Annotated in this window: 17 protein-coding genes; 13 read left to right on the top strand and 4 right to left on the bottom strand. The window is 61.7% G+C overall.

The features are described from left to right. Nucleotides 1-9: 9 nt before the first annotated feature. The 4 genes from ACM6JM_RS00860 to ACM6JM_RS00845 all read left to right on the top strand — a co-directional run bounded on the left by ACM6JM_RS00860 (nt 10) and on the right by ACM6JM_RS00845 (nt 8,696). Nucleotides 10-780, top strand: coding sequence for an electron transfer flavoprotein subunit beta (locus tag ACM6JM_RS00860; RefSeq protein ID WP_074692129.1), 771 nt, complete (start codon nt 10-12; stop codon nt 778-780). 1,185 nt (nt 781-1,965) lie between these two features. Further along, complete coding sequence (locus tag ACM6JM_RS00855; protein ID WP_414881162.1) at nt 1,966-5,418, top strand: GMC family oxidoreductase N-terminal domain-containing protein; 3,453 nt, start codon at nt 1,966-1,968, stop codon at nt 5,416-5,418. A 139-nt stretch (nt 5,419-5,557) separates the two neighbouring features. Further along, nucleotides 5,558-7,426: a hypothetical protein gene (locus ACM6JM_RS00850; RefSeq protein WP_414881161.1), complete on the top strand. Its 1,869-nt coding sequence runs from the start codon at nt 5,558-5,560 to the stop codon at nt 7,424-7,426. A gap of 25 nt (nt 7,427-7,451) precedes the next feature. Further along, the gene (locus ACM6JM_RS00845; protein ID WP_103385388.1) at nt 7,452-8,696 is read left to right on the top strand and encodes a metallophosphoesterase family protein; all 1,245 of its coding nucleotides are present in this window, start codon (nt 7,452-7,454) and stop codon (nt 8,694-8,696) included. 151 nt (nt 8,697-8,847) lie between these two features. Here ACM6JM_RS00845 and gbcA read toward each other — a convergent pair whose 3' ends face one another. Continuing rightward, nucleotides 8,848-10,140 (bottom strand): glycine-betaine demethylase subunit GbcA, encoded by a 1,293-nt coding sequence (gbcA, locus tag ACM6JM_RS00840; protein ID WP_039768012.1) that lies wholly within the window; start codon nt 10,138-10,140, stop codon nt 8,848-8,850. A gap of 293 nt (nt 10,141-10,433) precedes the next feature. On the opposite strand from gbcA, the gene gbcB reads away from it, so the two are divergent. Next, complete coding sequence (gene gbcB / locus ACM6JM_RS00835; protein ID WP_011336281.1) at nt 10,434-11,534, top strand: glycine-betaine demethylase subunit GbcB; 1,101 nt, start codon at nt 10,434-10,436, stop codon at nt 11,532-11,534. Nucleotides 11,535-11,762: 228 nt separating this feature from the next. Here gbcB and ACM6JM_RS00830 read toward each other — a convergent pair whose 3' ends face one another. The 3 genes from ACM6JM_RS00830 to ACM6JM_RS00820 form a co-directional block, all read right to left on the bottom strand. After that, nucleotides 11,763-12,587 (bottom strand): SDR family oxidoreductase, encoded by an 825-nt coding sequence (locus ACM6JM_RS00830; RefSeq protein ID WP_103385389.1) that lies wholly within the window; start codon nt 12,585-12,587, stop codon nt 11,763-11,765. Nucleotides 12,588-12,942: 355 nt separating this feature from the next. After that, nucleotides 12,943-13,476 carry an REP-associated tyrosine transposase gene (locus ACM6JM_RS00825; protein ID WP_103385390.1) on the bottom strand — a complete coding sequence of 178 codons (534 nt, stop codon included), beginning with the start codon at nt 13,474-13,476 and terminating at the stop codon, nt 12,943-12,945. Between the two features lie 309 nt (nt 13,477-13,785). Then, a complete protein-coding gene (locus tag ACM6JM_RS00820) occupies nt 13,786-14,841 on the bottom strand; it encodes a low specificity L-threonine aldolase (RefSeq protein ID WP_103385391.1) in 1,056 nt (351 codons plus the stop codon). Nucleotides 14,842-14,968: 127 nt separating this feature from the next. On the opposite strand from ACM6JM_RS00820, the gene ACM6JM_RS00815 reads away from it, so the two are divergent. The 8 genes from ACM6JM_RS00815 (at nt 14,969) to fdhA (ending at nt 24,698) form a co-directional block, all read left to right on the top strand. Then, nucleotides 14,969-15,679 (top strand): TraX family protein, encoded by a 711-nt coding sequence (locus ACM6JM_RS00815; RefSeq protein ID WP_414881160.1) that lies wholly within the window; start codon nt 14,969-14,971, stop codon nt 15,677-15,679. 156 nt (nt 15,680-15,835) lie between these two features. Continuing rightward, nucleotides 15,836-17,089 carry a serine hydroxymethyltransferase gene (gene glyA / locus ACM6JM_RS00810; RefSeq protein ID WP_011336274.1) on the top strand — a complete coding sequence of 418 codons (1,254 nt, stop codon included), beginning with the start codon at nt 15,836-15,838 and terminating at the stop codon, nt 17,087-17,089. A 20-nt stretch (nt 17,090-17,109) separates the two neighbouring features. After that, on the top strand, nt 17,110-18,360 hold the full coding sequence (locus tag ACM6JM_RS00805) for a sarcosine oxidase subunit beta (RefSeq protein ID WP_003206307.1): 1,251 nt from the start codon (nt 17,110-17,112) through the stop codon (nt 18,358-18,360). Nucleotides 18,361-18,373: 13 nt separating this feature from the next. Then, nucleotides 18,374-18,703, top strand: a complete 330-nt coding sequence (locus ACM6JM_RS00800; protein ID WP_414881159.1) for a sarcosine oxidase subunit delta — start codon at nt 18,374-18,376, stop codon at nt 18,701-18,703. Beyond that, on the top strand, nt 18,700-21,717 hold the full coding sequence (locus ACM6JM_RS00795; RefSeq protein WP_074692149.1) for a sarcosine oxidase subunit alpha: 3,018 nt from the start codon (nt 18,700-18,702) through the stop codon (nt 21,715-21,717). Before ACM6JM_RS00800 ends, ACM6JM_RS00795 begins: the two co-directional genes overlap by 4 nt. A gap of 147 nt (nt 21,718-21,864) precedes the next feature. Next, nucleotides 21,865-22,497 carry a sarcosine oxidase subunit gamma gene (locus tag ACM6JM_RS00790; protein ID WP_039768018.1) on the top strand — a complete coding sequence of 211 codons (633 nt, stop codon included), beginning with the start codon at nt 21,865-21,867 and terminating at the stop codon, nt 22,495-22,497. 13 nt (nt 22,498-22,510) lie between these two features. Next, nucleotides 22,511-23,368, top strand: coding sequence for a formyltetrahydrofolate deformylase (gene purU, locus ACM6JM_RS00785; protein ID WP_007959808.1), 858 nt, complete (start codon nt 22,511-22,513; stop codon nt 23,366-23,368). A 130-nt stretch (nt 23,369-23,498) separates the two neighbouring features. Beyond that, nucleotides 23,499-24,698 (top strand): formaldehyde dehydrogenase, glutathione-independent, encoded by a 1,200-nt coding sequence (fdhA, locus tag ACM6JM_RS00780; RefSeq protein WP_011336270.1) that lies wholly within the window; start codon nt 23,499-23,501, stop codon nt 24,696-24,698. The last annotated feature ends 44 nt before the right edge of the window (nt 24,699-24,742 follow it).

The following is a 24,742-nucleotide window of genomic DNA, read 5'->3' as shown; positions in this document are numbered from 1 at the left end:
GGAACGGTTATGAGCACAAAGATCATCAGTCTGGTTTCAATCGGCGCCCACCCGACCTCCGGCCGCCCGCGCCGCGCCGATCAGGACGCCCGCGCGGTGGAACTCGGCCTGCAACTGGCGGGGGACAACCTGCAAGTGCTGCACGCCGGCGACATCGCGGAACCGGCGCTGCGCGCCTATCTGGGCATGGGGCTTGCGCAGATGCATGTGCTGGAACAACCGGCCGGCGCCGATGCGTTGCCGGCATTGACCGAGTATCTGCGTGATGCTGGTGCCCAGGTCGTGTTGACCGGCAGTCAGGCGGAAACCGGCGAAGGTTCGGGGATGCTGCCGTTTCTGCTGGCCGAAGGGCTGGGCTGGCCGCTGGTGGTGGGTCTGGCGCAGGTCGAGTCGATCAACGACGGTTCGGCGTTGGTGCTGCAAGCGTTGCCCCGTGGGCAGCGGCGCCGGTTGAAGGTGCGCCTGCCGTTTCTGGCGACTGTGGATAACGCTGCGCCCAAGCCTCGGCAGAGTGCTTACGGCCCGGCGCGGCGTGGCGTTCTGCAGGCAGAAGATGTGGAAGTGGTGGACGACGAATTGCTTGCGGTGGCGACCCTGCAACCGGCCAAGCCTCGGCCGAAACGGTTGAAGGTGATCAAGGCCAAGAGCGGGGCGGACCGGATGAAGGCGGCGACGGCCAAGGCCAGTGGCGGTGGGGGGCAGGTGCTCAAGGGTGTGACTGCTGAGGCCGGAGCTGAAGCGATTTTGAAGTTGCTGATTGAAGAAGGTGTTGTCCGCTAGAAGCCCCCTCACCCTAGCCCTCTCCCGGAGGGAGAGGGAACTGACCGAGTTGAGCTGGCTATTTACATCGACCTGCGACTTCAGCGGTGACCTTGGTTTGGCCAAGCCTGAGAACACATTGATCTTTCAGGTCGATGTAGTTCAGAAGAGCAACTCGGTCGGCTCCCTCTCCCCCCGGGAGAGGGCTGGGGTGAGGGCAGCGGTCACAAGCCATCCACTCCTCAGAATTTACACACAATCCCTGTTAACCACTCTGTGGATAACATGTTCGCCCCTCTCCCAACCCCATACAAACCAAGGCCTCCAGCCCTCAGATCAAAAAACAACCAGCCTAACTCGCGGTTTTTTCTGAGTTTTTCCCCAGAACAACTCCCAGACTTGCCCCCAATCTCTGTTGGCGCTTCTGTGGATAAGATGTTCGCTATCCGCTAAGAGCCCTATAAACCGTGGCTTACATCGACCTGATCAAAAAACGATCAATCCACCCTTTTAATCCAGCAAACCCAACGCAAACCCCGATTTATCAACGCCTCCAGCGCTTTTCCACAGCACCCGCCAAGTTACCCCCGAACTCTGTTGGCGCTTCTGTGGATAAGGTGTTCGCCATCCTCTGGAAGCCACGTAATCCTTGACATGTAGCGATTTGATCAAAAAACAGTCAATCGCTAATGGAAACCCTGCTTCTGGATAAGTCACGGTTTTTCTTCACAAAACCGCGACTATTTTTCCAGATCATCCACAGTTGTCCCCATTAGCTGTGGGTGGCTATGTGGATAACTTGTTTGCCAAACCCTGCAACCCCCGGCGGGCTTAGTCCAAAAGGCGATTGATCAGATTTCATACAGTTCTAAGAGCCTGCCTTGACTTCGATCCGGTGCCTGTCTTCACTGCAATGGCACAAGGACAGCTGTCACTTATCCACATCTGGTTCAGGGAGAACGCGTGATGGATACCCAGCCACACCGCTTACCCCCCAATCCCTGCACGCTCCGTGCTCTGCCGGCACCTTCGCCGCGCAAGCGCACGTTGCGTCGTGCCGCCAATCAGCACGCCCGTCTGTAGCGCCTGATTCCTGCCCAAACCGCTGTACTGCCGTCGGGATTTCCCGGAGGCCAGGTGCCCGTTCGCCCATTGATTGCAGGCAACCGCAGAGTTGCCCCATCTGCCTGAGAGAGGAACCACCTCATGACACGGATCGCAACGCCCATCAGCGACATCAAGGAACACTACGACGTGATCGTCATCGGCTCCGGGTACGGCGGCGGCATTGCCGCGTCGCGCCTGTCCAGGGCCGGTAAAAGGGTCTGTCTGCTGGAACGCGGCCGGGAAATCCAGCCCGGCGAATACCCCAACACCATGATCGCCGCGACCGAAGAATTGCAGGTGCACGACCCGGACGGCCACATCGGCTCGCGCACCGGGTTGTTCGACCTGCACGTCAACGCGCAGCAGAACGTGGTGGTCGGTTGTGGCCTCGGCGGCACGTCGCTGATCAATGCCAACGTTTCCCTGGAGCCGACTGTCGATGTGTTTCAGGATCCGCGCTGGCCATTGGCGGTGCGCGAAGACCACGACGGCTTGCTCCAGTTGGGTTACCAAAAGGCCCGGGAGATGCTCAAACCCAATCCCTACCCGAGCACCTCGCCGAACCTGCCGAAACTCGATGCCAACAAAAAATCCGCAGATTTCCTCAAGCAAGGCGCGCACTTCTACAAGCCGCCGATCAACGTGACCTTCGACAAACTGCCCAACAACCTCAATCACGTCGGCGTCGAGCAACTGCCGTGCAACCACTGTGGCGACTGCGTGTCGGGCTGTAACAACAAGGCCAAGAACACCACGCTGATGAACTACCTGCCGGACGCCACCAATCACGGCGCGGAGATTTTCTGTCAGGCCCAGGTGCGGCATCTGGAGCGCGACGGCAATGGCTGGATCGTGCACTTCCAGTATCTGGACAGCGGCCGCGAGAAATTCGACGCGCCGACGCTGTTCGTGAAGGCTGACATCGTGGTGGTGTCCGCCGGCACCCTCGGCTCCACTGAAATTCTGCTGCGTTCGCGGGACAAAGGCCTGGCGATGTCCGGCCAGCTCGGCGAGAACATGAGCGGCAACGGCGACATCCTCGGCTTCGGCCACAACTGTGAGCAGACCATCAACGGCATCGGTTTCGGCGCGCATTCGGCCAAGGAACTGCAACCGGTCGGCCCGTGCATCACCTCGATCATCGACATGCGCACCGAGGGTGACCGCAGCAGTCGCATGGTCATCGAGGAAGGCTCGATCCCCGGCGCGCTCGGCCGGCCGATGGTGCCGGCAATGGCCGGGTTCGCCGAGATGATCGGCAAGCCCACCGACGACAGCTTCAGCGGCAAGGTGAAGTACAAGGAGCGCGAAGCCGAAAGCTTCCTGCGCGGCCCGTATCACGGCGCGCTGCACAACATGCAGACCTACCTGATCATGAGCCACGACAGCGGCCAGGGACGCATGGTCCTCGACAGCAAGGATCAGCTGCGCATCGACTGGCCGGGTGTCGGCGAACAGGAAAACTTCAAGATCGGCAACGAACGGCTGTACCAGAGCACCAAGGCCCTGGGCGGGATCTGGGTCGAGAATCCGATCTGGACCAAACTGCTCAAGCACAGCATCGTCTCGGTGCATCCGCTGGGCGGTTGCGTGATGGGCGAAGACGCCGCACAAGGCGTGGTCAACCACAAGGGCCAGGTGTTCAGCGGCGCCAGTGGCACCGATGTCTACGCCAACCTGTACGTGACCGACGGCGCGGTGATCCCGACGTCACTGGCGGTCAATCCGCTGCTGACCATTTCCGCCGTGAGCGAGCGCAACATGGGATTGCTGGCGGCAGACCGAGGCTGGACGATCGACTACACGCTGCCGTCGGCGCCGCGCAAACAGACCGCGCCGCCGACCCTCGGCGTGCAGTTCACCGAAACCATGAAGGGCTACTTCTCCCGCGCTTTCACCGCCGCGCAAAGCACCGACCTGAAGGTTTATGAGGCGGCCGCCAAACGCGGCGAGGCGGACAACTCGCCGATCGACTTCACCCTGACCATCACCGCCAACGACCTCAACCGGATGATCAAGGAGCCGGAACACGCCGCGACCATCGTCGGCACGGTGATCGCCCCGGCGCTGTCGCCGGAACCGCTGACCGCCAGCAACGGTGTGTTCAACCTGTTCGAGCAGTTCGAGCAGCAGGTCGATACGCGCCACATGAAGTACGACATGAAACTGACCGCCGAGGACGGCCACGACTACTTCTTCAGTGCCTTCAAGACCGTGCCGGAAGACAACGGCGTGCTGAATATCTGGCATGACACCAGCACCCTCTACGTCACGCTGTATCGCGGGCCGGACAAGACCGGCGAGGTGATCGGCTCCGGAGTGATGCACATCAAACCGACCGATTTCGCCAAGCAGATGACCACCATGAAAGTCCTCAATGCGCGCAACGAGCGTGAGCGCATCGAAGGGCTGGCGCGGTTCGGCAAGTTCTTCGCCGGGATTCTCTGGGAAAGTTATGGCGGGGTGTTTGCCGGGGACAAATACTTCAATCCCGACGCGCCGCCACGGCTGAAACGGCCACTGGATGCGCCGACGCCTGCCGTGCATTTCTTCTCCACCGAAGACGGCGTCCAGCTGCGCCTGACCCGCTATCAGGCCGGCAGCAAAGGCCCGGTGATGCTGGTGCATGGTCTGGGCGTGGGCTCGAACATCTTTTCCACCGATACGATCCAGACCAACCTGCTGGAGTTTCTCTGCAAGCACGATTACGACGTGTGGCTGCTGGATTTCCGGGTGAGCATCCTGCTGCCGGCAAGCAAGAAGGAATGGAACGGCGACCAGATCGCCCAATACGACTTCAAGGCCGCCATCGCGCAGATCCAGCAGGAAACCAAGGCCAAGGACGTGCAGTGCGTGGTGCATTGCTACGGCGCCACGACCTTCTTCATGTCGCTGCTCGCCGGTTTGCAGGGGGTGCGTTCGGTGGTCTGCTCGCAGATCGCCGCCGACACGGTGGTCGCAACGGCAACGGGGTTGAAGGCCGGTCTGCACTTGCCGGGAATGCTCGATGCGATCGGCATCAAATCCATGACCGCCTACGCCGACAGCAAGGAGAACTGGTTCAACCGGCTCTACGACAAGGCGCTCAACGGCTACGCGCGGATCGAAGCCCAGGGCTATTGCACCAACCCGGTGTGTCACCGCATCACCTTCATGTACGCCTCGCTGTATCGCCACGACACCCTCAACGAGACGCTGCACGACAATCTGCACGAGCTGTTCGGCGAGTCGAACATCGAGACCTTCGAACACCTGGCGCTGATCGTGCGCAAAGGGCATCTGGTGGATTTCAAAGGGCACGACGTGTACATGCCGCACTTTGATCGGCTGACTATGCCGATCTGTTTTATCAGCGGCGCCGACAACCAGTGTTATCTGCCGGAAAGCACGCTCAAGACCTATCAGCGGGTTTGCGAGAAGCATGGGCCGGAACGCTACAGCCGGCATGTGGTGCCGGGTTACGGCCACATCGATTGCATGTTCGGCAAGAACGCGGTGGTCGATGTGTATCCGATCATCCTTGAACACCTGGAGAAAACAGCCCTCGGATAGCCGTCGATCGTTCCCACGCTCTGCGTGGGAATGCCGCCATGGACGCTCTGCGTCCGCTTTTGTGACGCGGAGCGTCACGAGATGCATTCCCTCGCGGACGGTTCGACGCTTCGACGGGGGAACGATCTGGGGAACTGATATGGACAGCTACATCCGCTGGTTTCAACGCTTCATCTGGCTCGGCATTGCGATGAACATGGTGTTCGCGATCCCGGCGCTGTTTGCGCCGGGGTTGCTGACATCGGTGGTCGGCCTGCCGCCGCAACTCTCCGACCCGTGGCTGGAAAACGCCGGGATGCTGCTGGTCGGCATCAGCGTGTTCTACATGCCTTCGGGCTTCAACGCGCCGCGCTACGTGGTGCATTCCTGGTTGTGCGTGCTGACACGGCTGATCGCCGTGGCGTTCTGGATCTACCTGATCAACACCAGCAGCCAGGGCTCGGTGTTTGTGCCGATGCTGATGGGCGACCTGAGCTTTTTCCTGATCCTGGGCATCCTGCTGTACCTCGGCACCACCCCTGAAAACCGGCCACTGGCCTTGCTGTGTGACGGCTGGCGCGAATGGCGGGCGGCGTGGGCGCGGCACTGGCAGAGCCACGGGTTCAAGGTCGGCACGCTGGTCGTGGTGGCGCTGCTGGCGTTCATCGGTTACCAGACCTGGTATCAGATGCTGCGCGTGGTGCCGGAGCAGGATTACGCCTCCGACGAAGACCACTACAAATACGCCGCGATTGGCTTGGGCATCGAAGCGCGAATCCCGTATTACCTGTTCTCGGTGCTGCCGCAGATGTGCCCGGAAAAGCTGCCGAAACCCGGTGGCTGGGAAGTCTTCGGTTTCCTGTTCGAGAACGGCAAGGACCTGCCGATCGGCATGGCCAAGCGGCAGATCGGCTACCCGACCGTCGAGCCGAACTGCGCGCTGTGCCACACCGGTTCCTACCGGGCGAATGCCAGCGACGTCGCGGTGAATGTGCCGAGCGCACCGGCCAACACCCTGCAACTGCAAGCCTTCCAGTGGTTCGCCTACGATTGCGCCAGCGATCCGAAATTCACCACCGACGCGGTGATGGCGGCGATCAACAGCAAGTTCCAGCTCGGCTTTTTCGAGAAACTCTACAACCGCTACCTGATCATCCCGATGGCCAAGAGCGCGCTGCTCAAACAGAAGCAGGCCTACGCCTGGCAGAAGCTGCGCCCGCAACAGGGACCGGGGCGAACCGACACCTTCAACCCGACGAAAATGGTGGTGTTCGGTTTCCCGGATGACTCGACCATAGGCACCGTCGACCTGCCGCAAGTGTGGAACCAGAAACCCCGGGAATCGATGTACCTGCACTGGGACGGCAATAACAACAAGATCCACGAGCGCAACTACGCCGCTGCGATGGCGGTGGGCGCGACGCCGGAATCGGTGCTGCCGCCGAGTTTCAACCGGGTGACCAACTGGCTGCTCGGGCACAAGGCGCCAGCGTGGCCGTGGGCACTGGATCAGGCGAAGGTCGCTCAGGGCAAACCGCTGTGGGAGGCTAACTGCGCGGGTTGTCACGATTTCGGTCGCGTCGACACCGGGCAGGTCACCACCAACATCGACCAGCTCGGCACCGATCCGCACCGGCTGAACTCGTTCACCACCGGGCTGGTGGCGGCGTTCCACACCTTCAAGAAACCGCCGTTCGATTTCGGCGCCTACCGCAAGACCCAGAGCTACAGCAACACGCCCACCGACGGCATCTGGCTGCGCGCGCCGTATCTGCACAACGGCTCGGTGCCGACCCTGTGGGATTTGCTGCAACCGCCGGAAAAACGTCCGCAGGTGTTCATCACCGGCTCCGATGTCTACGACCCGGTCAATGTCGGCTTCGTCACCAGCGGCGCCCAGGCCAAAGCTTCGGCGGATTTCACCTACGACACGCGCCTCGAAGGCAACCACAACAGCGGTCACCTATACGGCACGACGCTGTCGGACGCCGACAAGCGTGCGCTGATCGAATTCATGAAAACCCTGTGAACCCCTACGGATAGAGGATTACGCCATGTCAGCGGTCGGTCATCTGAAACACGAATACGACAAGGTCAAGCTGCGCCTGCACGGGTTGTTCACGCGCATCGAAATGGCCTGGATGAAGCTCATCAGCGAGCTGGAGCCGCAGGAGTTTCAAGCCATCATCAAATTGCTCCAGCGCGGTCACGATCAGGCGCAATACGTGCTCAAGCACGGCGAGCTGCCGGACGACGAACCGGCGGTGCCGTGGGAGTTGTCCCACGGCCTGTCGATCCTGCGTATCGGCAACGCGACGCCGTTACCGCAATCGCCCGATCAACTGCAGACCAAGGTGCTCAAGGACGGCACGCTGCTGGGCTGCCGCAAATGGGAGCTGCTGGATCTGCTGTGGAGCGAGGCGCTGCTGAAGTGGATCGAGAACCTGCGCCATCACGCGACTTTCGGCACCGATCCGGCAATGGTGACCATGGATCGCGAAGTGACGCTGGCGATTGCCGGCGACTGGGGCACCGGGCCGTTCAACAGCCATGCGCCGGCGGTGTCGGTGGCCAACCAGATGCAACTGGCCAATGCCGATTTCACCATTCACCTGGGGGATGTCTATTACGCCGGCACCCACTCCCAGGAAGACACCGACATGGCCGGCTGGCCGATGGGCACCCACGGTTCGTTCACCCTCAACTCCAATCACGAGATGTACAGCGGCGCCCACGGCTATTTCAAGGAGCTGGCCGCGCGTTTTCCGGGGCAGCAGGGCACCAGCTACTTTGCGCTGATCAATGACGACTGGCTGATTGTCGGGCTGGACACGGCGTACGCCTCGGATGTCATGAACCTGTACATGGACGGCACGTTGAACAAGCCGCAGATCGAGTGGATGAAAAGCCTGCCCAAACGCAAGAAACTCATGGTGCTCAGCCACCATCAGGGCTTCGACATCACCGGGCACAACAAGACCGCGCTGTATCAACCGGTGTGCGATGCACTGGGGCGTGAGCCTGATTACTGGTACTGGGGGCACCTGCACAATGGCATCGTCTATGCGCCGCAGGGTGGGCTGCACGCGCGCTGTGCCGGACATGGCGCGATTCCCTACGGCACCACCAGCGAGCTGAACGGGCATTCGCGGGTGCTGTTTTCGGAGACGCAGGATGCCAACGATCCGGACTATCCGCTGCGGGTGTTGAACGGCTACGCGAAGATCAGGTTGGTGGGGGAGGAGATTTTCGAGGAGTTTATCGGGGAGGATGGATCGGTGAGGTGGTCATCGCAATGATGCGGTGATTGTGTGATCGTTCCCACGCTCTGCGTGGGAATGCCTCAATGGACGCTCTGCGTCCGCTTTTGGGACGCAGAGCGTCCCGGGCTGCATTCCCACGCAGAGCGTGGGAACGATCTGTCACGATTCGACTTGCCAGCGATGCTTTTTAGCCTTGGACCGGCACGCCTTTGAGGTACGGCGCAGGCTCGGCGCCGAGGTTGCTCAGCATCCGCTCGCTGTACCAGTCCACGAAGTTGACCACGCCGAACTCATAGGTCTTGGAGTACGGCCCCGGCTGGTACGCGGTGGAGTTGATCCCGCGCTGGTTCTCTTCGGCCAGACGACGGTCCTGATCGTTGGTCGCATCCCACACCTGGCGCATGCGTTCGACGTCGTAATCCACGCCTTCGACCGCATCCTTGTGCACCAGCCATTTGGTGGTGACCATGGTTTCCTGAGCGCTGATCGGCCACACCGTGAACACGATGATGTGGTCGCCCATGCAGTGGTTCCACGAGTGCGGCAGGTGCAGGATGCGCATCGAGCCCAGATCGGGGTTCTTGATCCGGCCCATCAGCTTGGCGCAGCCCTGTTTGCCGTCCATGGTCATCGACACGGTGCCCTTGAGCAGCGGCATGCGCACGATACGGTTGCGCAGGCCGAAACTGGCGTGGGCGTAAGGGATCTTCTCGGCTTCCCAGGCAGCGGCGGAGGCGGCGACGTGGTCCTTGAACGCCTGATCGGCGCGCGGGTCGGTGACGTCGTCCCATTCCAGCAGGGTTTTCAACAGTTCCGGGTGCGAACCGTTGCAGTGGTAGCACTCGCGGTTGTTTTCCAGCACCAGTTTCCAGTTGGCCTTTTCCATCAAGGTGGTTTGCACCGCCACCTTGGTGTTTTCCATGTCGTACGGTTCCATGTAGTGGTTCAGCGTCGACAGGAAGTCATCGATGGCCGGCGGGTTCTCCGCCAGGCTGATGAAGATGTAGCCGCCGGCAGTCTTCACGTTCACCGGTTTGAGGCCGTACTGCTTCATGTCGAAGTCGGCGCCCATCTCGGTGCCGGCGAACAGCAGGCGACCGTCCAGCTCATACGTCCACTGGTGGTAATGGCAGACCAGTTTGGCGACCTTGCCCTTGTCGCTGGTGCACAGGCGCGAGCCACGGTGGCGGCAGACGTTGTGGAACGCATGCACCACGCCTTCGGCACCGCGAATGACGATGATCGGGTTCTTGCCGATCTGCAGCGTGATGTAGTTGCCCTTGGCCGGGATCTCGCAGGTCATGCCGGCGATCAACCACTCTTTCTGGAAGATCTCCTGCATGTCGATATCGAACAGGCGCTCGTCACTGTAGAACGGTTGCGGCAGCGAATAGGTGCGCTCGCGTTCCTGGAGCATTTGTGCGGTGGCCTTGCGTGCGGGTTCCAGCGGGTCGCCCAGGCTGATTTTTGCGGTGTCCATCGATGAATTCCTCAAGGCCATCTGCGTGGCCGCGAAAGTGGCTGATCGGGTGTGCGGCTAAAGGGTGCAACGCAAGGTGTAAAGAATCTGTTTGTGTTGGGGCGAGTGTGGGGCCGCCGCTGCCCGGAACCTTATCCATGGGCGACATGGTGCAATCTGTTCCCGACGCGCAACCCCCGGTGGTTGGGGGCTGGTCGCGATAAGTATGTCAATGTCGCGGATAGGTAAACGGGGCGTTCGCGCTATACGCAGAATCGCCACATGAAGGCCGACAGTCGGCCGTGGAGAACAGCATGTCGAACAGCTTCCTGAATCCGGTCACCACCCAGACCTGGGCCAATGGCCGACACATCGTCCGTTGCGTCAAAGTCATCCAGGAAACCTGGGATGTGCGCACCTTCTGCTTCATGGCCGACCAACCGATCCTGTTCTTCTTCAAGCCCGGGCAGTTCGTGACCCTGGAGCTGGAAATCGAAGGCCAGCCGATCATGCGTTCGTACACCATCTCCAGCTCGCCGTCGGTGCCGTACAGCTTTTCGGTAACCATCAAGCGGGTGCCGGGGGGCAAGGTGTCCAACTGGCTGCACGACACGCTGCATGAAGGCCAGGAGCTGGCGGTGCACGGGCCGGTCGGGCTGTTCAACGCCATCGACTTCCCGAGCCCGAAAGTGCTGTACCTGAGCGGCGGTGTCGGCATCACCCCGGTGATGTCCATGGCGCGCTGGTTCTACGACACCAACGGCAACGTCGACATGACGTTTATCCACAGCGCCCGCTCGCCGAAAGACATCATTTACCACCGCGAGCTGGAACACATGGCGTCGCGGATCGACAACTTCAGCCTGCACCTGATCTGCGAAAAGCATGGGCTGGGCGAGCCGTGGGCCGGCTATCGCGGCTACCTCAACCACAAGATGCTGGAACTGATGGTGCCGGACTTCCTCGAGCGCGAAGTCTTCTGCTGCGGCCCGACGCCGTACATGACCGCAGTCAAGCGCCTGCTGGAAAACGCCGGCTACGACATGAAGCGCTATCACGAGGAATCCTTCGGCGCCACGCCACCGGAAGCCCGTGCCGACGCGGTGGAACAGGCCGAGCAGGCGGCGGAAGCACCGGAAGTCCCGGCGGCGGATCTGCACTTGGTGGAATTCACTTCTTCAGACAAGAGCATCCGCGTTGCGCCGGGCGAGACCGTGCATGCGGCGGCTGCGAAGGTCGGCCTGATGATCCCGAAAGCCTGCGGCATGGGGATCTGCGGGACGTGCAAGGTGCTCAAACTGGGTGGCGAGGTGGAGATGGATCACAACGGCGGGATCACCGAGGACGACGAGGCGGAGGGGTACATTCTTTCTTGCTGCAGTGTGCCGAAGGGGGATGTTCGGATCGAGTATTGAGTGGTACTTCAAAAGCCCCTCACCCCAGCCCTCCCGAAACGTCGGACCGCCCGGAGGGAGAGGGAGCTGATTGGGGGATGCTCTAGGAATACGCCGACCTGAATTTTCTTTGCCGAATCCATAATCGATAAGGTCTTGCAGGTCGATGTAGCTCGCCAAAACAACTCGGTCGGTTCCCTCTCCCTTTGGGAGAGGGCTAGGGTGAGGGGGATTTCACAGACTTGCTGATCAATCCACAAACAAATCCGTCATCAACTTCGCATCACTCCCCGGCTCAAAACGGTAATGATCGAATTCGGTCACACCGCTTTCGCGCAAAATCTCCTCATCAATCAACAACCGTCCGGTAATTCGCCGTCCGCTGCTGTCCAGAATCACATGTGCCGCATCCGCCATGATCGCTGGCGTGCGCGCATGCTTGAACGACTCGCGATTGCCCAGCTGAAATTCGATGGCCGCCGTGGCGATCATGGTCTGCGGCCACAGCGAATTGACGCTGATCCCGTAGTTGGCGAATTCCTCGCTCATCCCGACCGTCAGCATGCTCATGCCGTACTTGGTCACGGTGTAGGGGCTGTATTGCGCGAACCATTTGCTGGCCAGATTCAGCGGCGGTGACAGGTTGAGAATGTGCCCGGAGGATTTCTTCAGGTAGGGCAGGGCCGCCTGGCTGCACAGCAAAACCGCGCGAGTGTTGATCTGGTGCAACAGGTCGAAACGCTTGAGCTCGATGTGCTGCACACCGGTCAACTTGATCGCCCCGGCGTTGTTCACCAGCGCATCGATCCCGCCGAAATGTTCATTGGCCTGGGCCAGCGCCTGACGCACCGCGTCTTCATCACGCACATCCAGTTGCAGCGCCAAAGCCTTGCCGCCGGCCGCTTCGACTTCGGCGGCGACACTGTGGATGGTGCCGGGCAACTTGGCGTGCGGCTCGGCGCTCTTGGCCGCGATTACGATATTGGCCCCGTCCCGCGCGGCCCGCAGCGCAATCTCACGCCCGATGCCACGGCTGGCGCCAGTGATGAACAGGGTTTTGTCTTTCAGCGACATGCGGATGCTCCTGCTTATTGTTATGTGAGCGATGGCTCGACAGACAATGTAGACGATGGAGCTGAAACGGGAGGGAGCCTGATCGCCGATCGTTCCCACGCGGAGCGTGGGAACGAGAAGGGTAAGGAGGTCGATGTGACCGAGCGTCAGGAGGCGACTGTGGCGGCGGTAAGAGAGTCAGTTGTCGCTTTGAGTGGTGATCGTTCCCACGCTCCGCGTGGGAATGCAGCCCTTGACGCTCCGCGTCATGACGATGCCTGGCGTTGCATCGGTGGTGCGGCAGGAACGCGGAGCGTCCCGGTATGCATTCCCACGCAGAGCGTGGGAACGATCTGCGTGTGGGATACCGGGAGCTTCAGTACCAGCGCTGAACCTCGATCAACCCATCCAGCCCTGCATAGTTTCGGGCGCTTGAATACCGCCAGTGTTCCGGTAACTCCACATAACCACGCTTTACCGGGTTGTTATGGATGTAATCGAGTTTCTGACGCATGACTTCTTCGCTGTAGACCATCTCTGCGTGAGCGCCTTCCTGCCACATCTGATACACCCGATCTTCCTTGTGTGCCCGTTTGCTGAAGCGAAGGCGCTTCAATGCTCTTTCGGCGCCCCTGTTTTGCAGGTCATCAATGATCTGTCGGGCGGTGAAGGATTTGAATTGGCTCAGGCATTTGCTCAGGTCAGGCGCCTGGGCGACGAAATGCAGGTGGTTTTCCAGGATCACGTAGCCGTAGAGCTTCAGTTGCTGGGGGGGTTGTTGATAGCGCCAACAGTTGAGCAGGTGGTCGACGAGATAAGGGCGGACGAACAGTGGCAGCCACTCCACCAGCGTGCAGGTCAGGAAGTGAGGCTTGTCGGGTTCGGTGATGGTGTAGCGGCTTCGGCCCATGGGATTCATCCTTGAATCTTGCGGTGCTGCTGAGAGGAACGCGGAGCGTCCCCGGATGCACTCCGACGCAGACGGCTCGACGCCTCGACGGGGGGACGAGCAGAGTGGGGTGGTCGGAGTGATCGCGCTAGAGGCGAAGTCTGTAGCGGCGGTGGGAAAAGTCATCTGTAGCTTTTGATCGTTCCCACGCTCTGCGTGGGAATGCAGCCTTTGACGCTCCGCGTCATGACGGTGCCTGGCGTTACATCAGTGGTGGGGCAGGAACGCGGAGCGTTCCGGTATGCATTCCCACGCGGAGCGTGGGAACGATCAAGGAGGAGGAGAACAGGCCGACATGACTTCGCGGATGTCGCGCGCCAGTTCGCGTACGCGTTCTTCTTCGGTGTCCCACGAGCACATGAAGCGGGCGCCGCCCTTGCCGATGAAGGTGTAGAAGCGCCAGTTCCTGGCGGTCAGGGCGGCAATCGCCGGTTCCGAGAGCTGCAGGAACACGCCGTTGGCCTGGACCGGGAACATCAGTTCCACGCCCGGGATGTCGCTGACCAGTTCGGCCAGCAGTTGCGCGCAGTGGTTGGCGTGGCGGGCGTATTTGAGCCAGGCGTCGTTTTCCAGGATGCCGACCCACGGCGCCGACAGGAAGCGCATCTTCGACGCCAGTTGCCCGGCCTGTTTGCAGCGGTAGTCGAAGTCTTCGGCCAGTTTGTGGTTGAAGAACAGGATTGCCTCACCCACCGCCATGCCGTTTTTCGTGCCACCGAAGCACAGCACGTCGACGCCGGCCTTCCAGGTCAGGTCCGCCGGCGAGCAGCCGAGGAAGGCGCAGGCGTTGGAGAAACGCGCGCCGTCCATGTGCAGGTTCAGGCCCAGCTCCTTGCAGGTGTCGCTGATGGCGCGGACTTCTTCCGGGGTGTAGACGCTGCCGACTTCGGTGGCCTGGGTCAGGGTCACGACGCGCGGTTTCGGGTAGTGGATGTCCTGGCGCTTGAGGGCGACTTCGCGGATCGAGGCCGGGGTGATCTTGCCGTTTTCAGTACCGGCGATCAGCAGTTTCGAACCGTTGGAGAAAAATTCCGGTGCGCCGCATTCGTCGGTTTCGACGTGGGCGGTTTCCGAGCAGATCACGCTGTGGTAACTCTGGCACAGCGACGACAGCGCGAGGGAGTTGGCGGCGGTGCCGTTGAAGGCGAAGAACACTTCGCAGTCGGTCTCGAACAGCTTGCGGAAATCATCCGAGGCGCGGGCTGTCCATTCATCGTCGCCATAGGCGCGCTGGTGGCCGTGGTTGGCCTGTTCCATGGCAGCCCAGGCTTCAGGGCAGATACCGGAATAGTTGTCGCTGGCGAATTGTTGGCTCTTGTCGGTCATGGCCGGCTTCCGTGGTCGGTGCGCTTGTGGCGCTCCGTTGGTCAATGATGGTGCGCACTTTACCGAAGATCATCCGGGGAGCACACGGGATGTCGCTGTCAGAACATTACAGGGATGCGAGCCGATTATGCACCTGAGCCAGCGCGACGGCGCACTCGATCTGCTCAAGTGGCTGGCGCTGCTGAGCATGCTGGTCGATCACCTGCGATATGTCGGGATCAGCGCCGATTGGCTGTATGTGCCGGGACGGCTGGCGTTCCCGTGGTTCTGCCTGGCGATGGCGGCGAATCTGGCCCGAGACGGCGCGCGCAAGACCGAATGGCGTTATCTGGGCTGGTTGTTGCTGTTCAGTCTGCTCAGCGAGATTCCCTACCGTTTGTACATTCCAGAGCCCGACACGTTGAACGTGATGCCGACGCTGGCGCTGGGCCTGCTGGTGGCGCGGGGCTGGCAGGATCGAGCGCTGATTTCGCGACTGCTGGGCGTCAGTGCTTTGCTGGTGGCCGCGCTGTTCCCGGAGCGACTGATGTTCGGTCTGTTCGGCGTCCTGCTGCCGCTGGCGATGTTGCTGGTGTTTCGCAAACCCTGGTTTTTCAGCCTGCTGCCGGGCCTGCTGTGTCTGGCGGCGAATCAATGGCGGGTGCTCTACGAATCCGCGCAGTTCGGCAACATCGTCGCCATCCTCGGGATTGCGACCTGCCTGATCGCGCCACTGCTCGGAATGTTCCTGTTGCGACACGCCACTTGCCTCCACGCGCCACCCATGCGGCGCTGGGCGTATGCGCTCTATCCCGCGCATTTCGTGGTTCTTCTGGCCTTGCGCCAGCTGCTTGTTTGAGTCCGTCGTCCCTGCCATGTCGTAAACGCACCTTTGCGTGGCGTCCGTAGGCATTTGACCTCCCTGCGCCGGCCATACCATCGCATCAAAGGGCATTGGCTGAACGCCGTGCCTTACCGAGACGAATGGCGCACAGATGCCGCTGGGAGAGACGCGATGTTCAGCAAGCAAGACCAGATCCAGGGTTACGACGATGCACTGCTGGCGGCGATGAATGCCGAGGAGCAACGTCAGGAAGATCACATCGAGCTGATCGCGTCGGAGAACTACACCAGCAAACGCGTGATGCAAGCGCAAGGCAGCGGCCTGACCAACAAATACGCCGAAGGCTATCCGGGCAAGCGCTACTACGGTGGTTGCGAGCACGTCGACAAGGTCGAAGCGCTGGCCATCGAACGCGCCAAGCAACTGTTCGGCGCCGATTACGCCAACGTCCAGCCGCACTCCGGTTCCTCGGCCAACAGCGCCGTGTACCTGGCCCTGCTGCAAGCGGGCGACACCATCCTCGGCATGAGCCTGGCCCACGGCGGTCACCTGACCCACGGCGCCAAGGTCTCGTCCTCGGGCAAGCTGTACAACGCCGTGCAGTACGGCATCGACACCAAGACAGGCCTGATCGATTACGACGAAGTCGAGCGTCTGGCCGTCGAGTGCAAACCGAAAATGATCGTCGCCGGTTTCTCGGCCTACTCGAAAACCCTCGACTTCCCGCGCTTCCGTCAGATCGCCGACAAGGTCGGTGCGCTGCTGTTCGTCGACATGGCCCACGTTGCCGGTCTGGTGGCTGCCGGTCTGTACCCAAACCCGCTGCCGTATGCCGACGTGGTCACCACCACCACCCACAAGACCCTGCGCGGTCCGCGTGGCGGGCTGATCCTGGCCAAGGCCAACGAAGAAATCGAGAAGAAGCTCAACGCCGCAGTATTCCCCGGCGCCCAGGGCGGCCCGCTGATGCACGTCATCGCCGGCAAGGCCGTGTGCTTCAAGGAAGCGCTGGAGCCAGGCTTCAAGGCCTATCAGCAACAAGTGATCGACAACGCCCAGGCGATGGCGAGCGTATTTATCAAACGTGGCTACGATGTAGTGTCCGGCGGCACCGACAACCACCTGTTCCTGGTCAGCCTGATCCGTCAGGGCCTCACCGGTAAAGACGCCGACGCCGCCCTCGGTCGCGCGCACATCACCGTCAACAAGAACGCCGTACCGAACGACCCGCAGTCGCCGTTCGTCACCTCCGGCCTGCGCATCGGCACCCCGGCGGTGACCACTCGCGGCTTCAAGGTGACCCAGTGCGTGACGCTGGCCGGCTGGATCTGCGACATCCTCGACAACCTCGGCGATGCCGATGTCGAGGCCAACGTCGCCCAGCAGGTTTCGGCCCTGTGTGCTGACTTCCCGGTTTATCGCTGAGCGTTCTGGAGTACATGACTATGCAACGCTATTCGGGCTTCGGCCTCTTCAAACACTCCCTCAGCCACCACGAAAACTGGCAGCGCATGTGGCGCACGCCGACCCCGAAAAAGGTCTACGACGTGGTCATCGTCGGCGGCGGCGGGCACGGTCTGGCGACGGCCTACTATCTGGCCAAAGAGCACGGCATCACCAACGTGGCCGTGGTCGAGAAGGGCTGGTTGGGTGGCGGTAACACCGCGCGCAACACCACCATCGTTCGCTCCAACTACCTGTGGGACGAGTCGGCTCACCTGTACGAACACGCGATGAAACTGTGGGAAGGCCTGTCTCAGGACCTGAACTACAACGTGATGTTCTCCCAGCGCGGCGTCTACAACCTGTGCCACACCCTGCAGGACATCCGTGATTCCGAGCGTCGGGTCAGCGCCAACCGCCTCAACGGCGTCGACGGCGAACTGCTCAACGCCAAGCAGGTCGCGGACGAAATCCCGTACCTCGATTGCTCGAAAAATACCCGCTACCCGGTGATGGGCGCGACCGTTCAGCGTCGCGGCGGCGTGGCCCGTCACGATGCCGTGGCCTGGGGCTTTGCCCGTGCCGCCGACGCCCTCGGCGTGGACCTGATCCAGCAGACCGAAGTGATCGGTTTCCGCAAGGAAAACGGCGTGTGCATCGGTGTTGAAACCAACAAGGGCTTCATCGGCGCCAAACGCGTCGGCGTGGTCACCGCCGGTAACTCCGGGCACATGGCCAAGCTCGCCGGTTTCCGTCTGCCGATCGAGTCCCACCCGTTGCAGGCGCTGGTGTCCGAGCCGATCAAGCCGATCATCGACAGCGTGATCATGTCCAACGCCGTGCACGGTTACATCAGCCAGTCCGACAAGGGCGACCTGGTGATCGGCGCTGGTATCGACGGCTACAACGGCTACGGCCAGCGCGGTTCGTACCCGGTGATCGAGCACACCATCCAGGCCATCGTCGAGATGTTCCCGGTGCTGTCGCGAGTGCGCATGAACCGTCAGTGGGGCGGCATCGTCGACACCACGCCGGACGCCTGCCCGATCATTTCGAAAACCCCGGTGCCGAACATGTTCTTCAACTGCGGTTGGGGCACCGGTGGCTTCAAGGCCACACCTGGCTCGGGCAACGTGTTTGCCGCGAGTCTGGCCAAGGGTGAAATGCACCCGCTGGCCGCACCTTTCTCCATCGACCGTTTCCACAACGGTGCGTTGATCGACGAACACGGCGCTGCGGCTGTCGCCCACTAACAGGAGAAATCCCATGTTGCATATCTTCTGTCCTCACTGCGGCGAACTGCGTTCCGAAGAGGAATTCCATGCATCCGGCCAGGCGCACATCCCGCGTCCGCTGGATCCGAACAGCTGCACCGACGAGGAGTGGGGCGACTACATGTTCTTCCGCGACAACCCGCGCGGTCTGCACCACGAGTTGTGGGATCACGTCGCCGGTTGCCGCCAGTACTTCAACGTCACCCGCGACACCGTGACCTACGAGATTCTCGAAACCTACAAGATCGGCACCAAGCCGCAATTCACCGACAAGGCTGACGCTGCGAAAACAGCCACGACGGCGCTGGGAGAGAAGGTATGAGCCAGACCAATCGCCTGTCCAACGGTGGACGGATCGACCGCAACAAAGTGCTGAGCTTCACCTTCAACGGCCAGACCTATAAAGGTTTTGAAGGCGACTCGCTGGCCGCAGCCCTGCTGGCCAACGGCGTCGACATCATTGGCCGCAGCTTCAAGTATTCGCGTCCGCGCGGCATCTTCGCCGCCGGTGCCGAAGAGCCGAACGCGGTGCTGCAGATCGGTGCTACCGAAGCCACCCAGATCCCTAACGTGCGCGCCACGCAACAGGCGTTGTACCAGGGCCTGGTCGCCACCAGCACCAACGGCTGGCCGAGCGTCAACAACGACATGATGGGGATTCTCGGCAAGGTCGGCGGCAAGCTGATGCCGCCGGGTTTCTACTACAAAACCTTCATGTACCCGCAATCGTTCTGGATGACTTACGAGAAGTACATTCGCAAGGCTGCCGGCCTGGGCCGTTCGCCGACCGAAGTCGATCCGGACACCTACGACTACATGAACCAGCACTGCGACGTGCTGATCGTCGGCGCCGGCCCGGCCGGTCTGGCCGCTGCCCTGGCGGCTGCGCGCAGCGGTGCGCGGGTGATCATCGCCGACGAGCAGGAAGAGTTCGGCGGCAGCCTGCTCGATTCCCGCGAAAGCCTCGACGGCAAACCGGCGATGGAATGGGTGGCCGGCGTCATCGCTGAATTGAAGAGCACTCCGGACGTGCTGCTGTTGCCGCGCGCCACGGTCAACGGCTACCACGACCACAACTTCCTGACCATTCATGAACGCCTCACCGATCACCTCGGTGACCGCGCGCCGATCGGCCAGGTGCGTCAGCGCATCCACCGCGTCCGCGCCAAACGTGTGGTGCTGGCGACCGGCGCTCACGAGCGTCCGCTGGTCTACGGCAACAACGACGTGCCGGGCAACATGCTCGCTGGCGCAGTCTCGACTTACGTGCGCCGTTATGGCGTGGCACCGGGCAAAAAACTGGTGCTGTCGACCAACAACGATCACGCCTACCGAGTGGCGCTGGACTGGCTCGACGCCAGCCTGCAAGTGGTCGCCATCGCCGACGCCCGCAGCAATCCGCGTGGCGCATTGGTCGAAGAAGCGCGCGCCAAAGGCATTCGTATCCTCACCGGCAGCGCCGTGATCGAGGCCCGTGGCAGCAAGCACGTGACCGCTGCCCGCGTGGCGGCGATCGATGTCAAAGGCCACAAGGTCACCAGCCCGGGCGAATGGCTCGACTGCGACCTGATCGCCAGCTCCGGCGGTTACAGCCCGGTGGTTCACCTGGCGTCGCACCTCGGCGGCAAGCCGATCTGGCGCGAAGACATCCTCGGTTTCGTACCGGGCGAAGCACCGCAGAAACGTGTGTGCGTCGGTGGCATCAATGGCGTCTACGGTCTTGGCGATTCTCTGGCTGACGGTTTTGAAGGCGGCGTGCGCGCTGCGTCCGAAGCCGGTTTCCAGGCCGTTGAAGCCGTGTTGCCGAAAGCCCTGAGCCGTCTCGAAGAACCAACCCTGGCGCTGTTCCAGGTGCCGCACGAGAAGGGCACTTCGCGGGCACCGAAGCAATTCGTCGACCTGCAGAACGACGTGACCGCCGCCGCCATCGAACTGGCGACCCGCGAAGGTTTCGAGTCGGTCGAACACGTCAAACGCTACACGGCGCTGGGCTTCGGCACCGATCAGGGCAAGCTCGGCAACGTCAACGGTCTGGCGATTGCCGCCCGTTCGCTGAACGTGACCATCCCGCAGATGGGCACCACGATGTTCCGTCCGAACTACACGCCGGTGACATTTGGTGCGGTAGCCGGTCGTCACTGCGGGCACATCTTTGAACCGGTGCGTTACACCGCACTGCATCAATGGCACCTGAAAAACGGCGCCGAGTTCGAAGACGTCGGCCAGTGGAAGCGTCCTTGGTACTTCCCGAAAAACGGCGAAGACATGCATGCCGCCGTCAAACGCGAATGCAAGGCTGTGCGCGATAGCGTCGGTCTGCTGGACGCTTCGACCCTGGGCAAGATTGACATCCAGGGCCCGGACGCCCGCGAGTTCCTCAACCGCGTGTACACCAACGCCTGGACCAAGCTCGACGTGGGCAAGGCCCGTTACGGCCTGATGTGCAAGGAAGACGGCATGGTCTTCGACGACGGGGTGACGGCGTGTCTGGCCGACAACCATTTCGTCATGACCACCACCACCGGCGGCGCGGCTCGCGTCCTGCAGTGGCTGGAGCTGTACCACCAGACCGAATGGCCGGACCTGAAGGTGTATTTCACCTCCGTCACCGACCACTGGGCGACCATGACCCTGTCCGGCCCGAACAGCCGCAAGCTGCTCAGCGCCGTGACCGACATCGACCTGGCCAACGAAGCGTTCCCGTTCATGACCTGGAAGGAAGGTCTGGTCGGCGGTGTGCCGGCGCGGGTGTTCCGTATCTCGTTCACCGGTGAGCTGTCGTACGAAGTCAACGTCCAGGCCGATTACGCGATGGGCGTGCTGGAAAAAATCGTCGAGGCGGGCAAGCAGTACAACCTGACCCCGTACGGCACCGAAACCATGCACGTGCTGCGGGCCGAGAAGGGCTTCATCATCGTCGGCCAGGACACCGACGGCTCGATGACCCCGGACGACCTGAACATGGGCTGGTGCGTCGGTCGCACCAAACCGTTCTCGTGGATCGGCCAGCGCGGCATGAACCGTGAAGACTGCGTGCGTGACCAGCGTAAGCAGCTGGTGGGCCTGAAGCCGATCGATCCGAACGTCTGGCTGCCGGAAGGTGCACAGCTGGTGTTCAACACCAAGCAGTCGATCCCGATGACCATGGTCGGCCACGTGACCTCCAGCTACGCGCACAACTCCCTCGGCTATTCGTTTGCCATGGGCGTGGTGAAGGGCGGTCTGAAGCGCATGGGCGAGCGGGTGTTCGCACCGCTGGCGGACGGCAGCGTGATCGAGGCGGAAATCGTTTCTTCGGTGTTCTTCGATCCGAAAGGCGATCGCCAGAACATTTGACACTGATCGTTCCCACGTCGAGGCGTCGAACCGTCTGCGTGGGAATGCATCCCGGGACGCTCCGCGTCCCAAGAGCGGACGCAGAGCGTCCATGGCGGCATTCCCACGCAGAGCGTGGGAACGATCAAACAAAAGAATAGGTGCTTTATGACCGCAGCCAACGTTTACCAACAACGCCCGACCACCGGGGCCAAGGCCGAGTCGTCGCTGCATCACGCCGACCTCGCCAGCCTGGTCGGCAAGGGCCGCAAGACCGCCGGTGTGACCGTGCGCGAAAAGAAACTCCTCGGCCATCTGACCATCCGCGGCGACGGCCACGATGCCGCGTTCGCTGCCGGCGTGCACAAGGCGCTGGGCATCGAGTTGCCGGGCGCCCTGAGCGTGATCGTCAAAGGCGAAACCAGCCTGCAATGGATGGGCCCGGACGAATGGCTGCTGATCGTGCCGAGCGGTGAAGAGTTCGCCGCCGAGCAGAAACTGCGCGAAGCGCTGGGCGATCTGCACATCGCAATCGTCAATGTCAGCGGCGGCCAGCAGATTCTCGAACTGAGCGGCCCGAACGTGCGTCAGGTGCTGATGAAATCCACCAGCTACGACGTGCACCCGAACAACTTCCCGGTCGGCAAGGCTGTCGGCACGGTGTTCGCCAAGTCGCAGTTGATGATTCGCCATACCGCCGAAGACACCTGGGAACTGCTGATCCGTCGCAGCTTCTCGGATTACTGGTGGTTGTGGTTGCAGGATGCGTCCGCCGAATACGGCCTCAGCGTTCAGGCCTGATCAGGAGAAAACGATGAGCCGCGCCCCGGATACATGGATTCTGACCGCCGACTGCCCCAGCGTTCTCGGCACCGTGGACGCGGTGACGCGTTTTCTGTTCGAGCAGGGTTGCTACGTGACCGAGCACCATTCGTTCGATGACCGGCTCTCGGGCCGTTTCTTCATTCGGGTGGAGTTCCGTCAGCCCGACGGTTTTGACGAGCAATCCTTCCGCGCCGGCCTCGCCGAACGCGGTCAGGCGTTCGGCATGATCTTCGAGCTGACCGCGCCGAACTACCGGCCAAAAGTGGTGATCATGGTCTCCAAGGCCGATCACTGCCTTAACGATTTGCTCTACCGCCAGCGCATCGGCCAGTTGTCGATGGACGTGGCGGCGGTGGTGTCGAATCACCCGGACCTCAAGCCGCTGGCCGACTGGCACCAGATTCCCTACTACCATTTTCCCCTCGACCCCAACGACAAACCGGCCCAGGAGCGGCAGGTGTGGCAGGTGATCGAAGAGGCCGGCGCTGAACTGGTGATCCTCGCCCGCTACATGCAGGTGCTGTCGCCGGAGCTGTGCCGCAAGCTCGATGGCAAGGCGATCAACATTCACCACTCGCTGCTGCCGGGCTTCAAGGGCGCCAAGCCGTATCACCAGGCCTACAACAAGGGCGTGAAACTGGTGGGCGCCACCGCGCACTACATCAACAACGACCTGGACGAGGGGCCGATCATCGCCCAGGGCGTCGAGGCGGTGGATCACAGTCATTACCCCGAAGACCTTATCGCCAAGGGCCGCGACATCGAAGGCCTGACCCTGGCCCGGGCTGTTGGGTATCACATTGAAAGAAGGGTTTTTTTGAACGCCAATCGCACGGTCGTTCTCTAGGCCGCTATCGCTGGCTTGCCAGCGATGAGGCCATAACAGGCAACACAAGAATCAGCATCTGTACCCGAGCACTTAACGCGCTGCCTGCCTGGGCGGCGCGGTTCCATAAAAACAACAGCGAGGTGAAAGCATGTCTGGCAATCGTGGTGTGGTGTATCTCGGCGCTGGCAAGGTCGAAGTACAGAAAATCGACTATCCGAAAATGCAGGATCCGCGCGGCAGGAAGATCGAGCACGGTGTCATCCTGCGTGTGGTTTCAACCAACATTTGCGGCTCCGACCAGCACATGGTGCGCGGCCGTACCACCGCTCAGGTCGGTCTGGTGCTGGGACACGAGATCACCGGTGAAGTGATCGAGAAGGGAAGCGACGTCGAAAGCCTGAAAATCGGCGATCTGGTGTCCGTTCCGTTCAACGTGGCTTGCGGGCGCTGCCGTTCCTGCAAGGAGCAACACACCGGCGTCTGCCTGACCGTCAACCCGGCCCGCGCCGGCGGTGCCTACGGTTACGTCGACATGGGCGACTGGACCGGCGGCCAGGCCGAATACGTGCTGGTGCCGTACGCCGACTTCAACCTGCTGAAACTGCCGGACCGCGACAAGGCCATGGAGAAAATCCGTGACCTGACCTGCCTCTCCGACATTTTGCCGACCGGTTACCACGGCGCCGTTACCGCTGGCGTCGGTCCGGGCAGCACCGTTTACATTGCCGGCGCTGGCCCGGTCGGTCTGGCCGCTGCCGCCTCCGCCCGTTTGCTCGGCGCTGCGGTGGTGATCGTCGGCGACGTCAACACCATCCGCCTGGCCCACGCCAAGGCTCAGGGTTTCGAAATCGTCGACCTGTCGAAAGACACCCCGCTGCACGAACAGATCGCCGCGCTGCTGGGCGAGCCTGAAGTGGATTGCGCAGTGGACTGCGTCGGCTTCGAAGCCCGTGGTCATGGTCACGACGGCGTCAAATCCGAAGCCCCGGCCACCGTGCTCAACTCGCTGATGGGCGTGGTGCGCGTCGCCGGCAAGATCGGTATCCCGGGCCTGTACGTGACCGAGGATCCGGGTGCCGTGGACGCTGCCGCGAAAATGGGCAGCCTGAGCATCCGTTTCGGCCTCGGCTGGGCCAAATCCCACAGCTTCCACACCGGCCAGACCCCGGTGATGAAGTACAACCGTCAGCTGATGCAGGCGATCATGTGGGACCGCATCAACATCGCCGAAGTGGTGGGCGTGCAGGTCATCAGCCTCGACCAGGCGCCGGAAGGTTACGGCGAGTTCGATGCGGGTGTGCCGAAGAAGTTTGTGATTGATCCGCACAAGTTGTTCAGTGCGGCGTAATTAGATCCAAATGAAAAACGGCGCTCTTGAGCGCCGTTTTTTGT

This window comes from Pseudomonas sp. IT-P2, from assembly GCF_949767575.1.
Classification (GTDB): domain Bacteria; phylum Pseudomonadota; class Gammaproteobacteria; order Pseudomonadales; family Pseudomonadaceae; genus Aquipseudomonas; species Aquipseudomonas pharyngis.
This window is presented reverse-complemented; position numbering and strand designations above follow the sequence as displayed.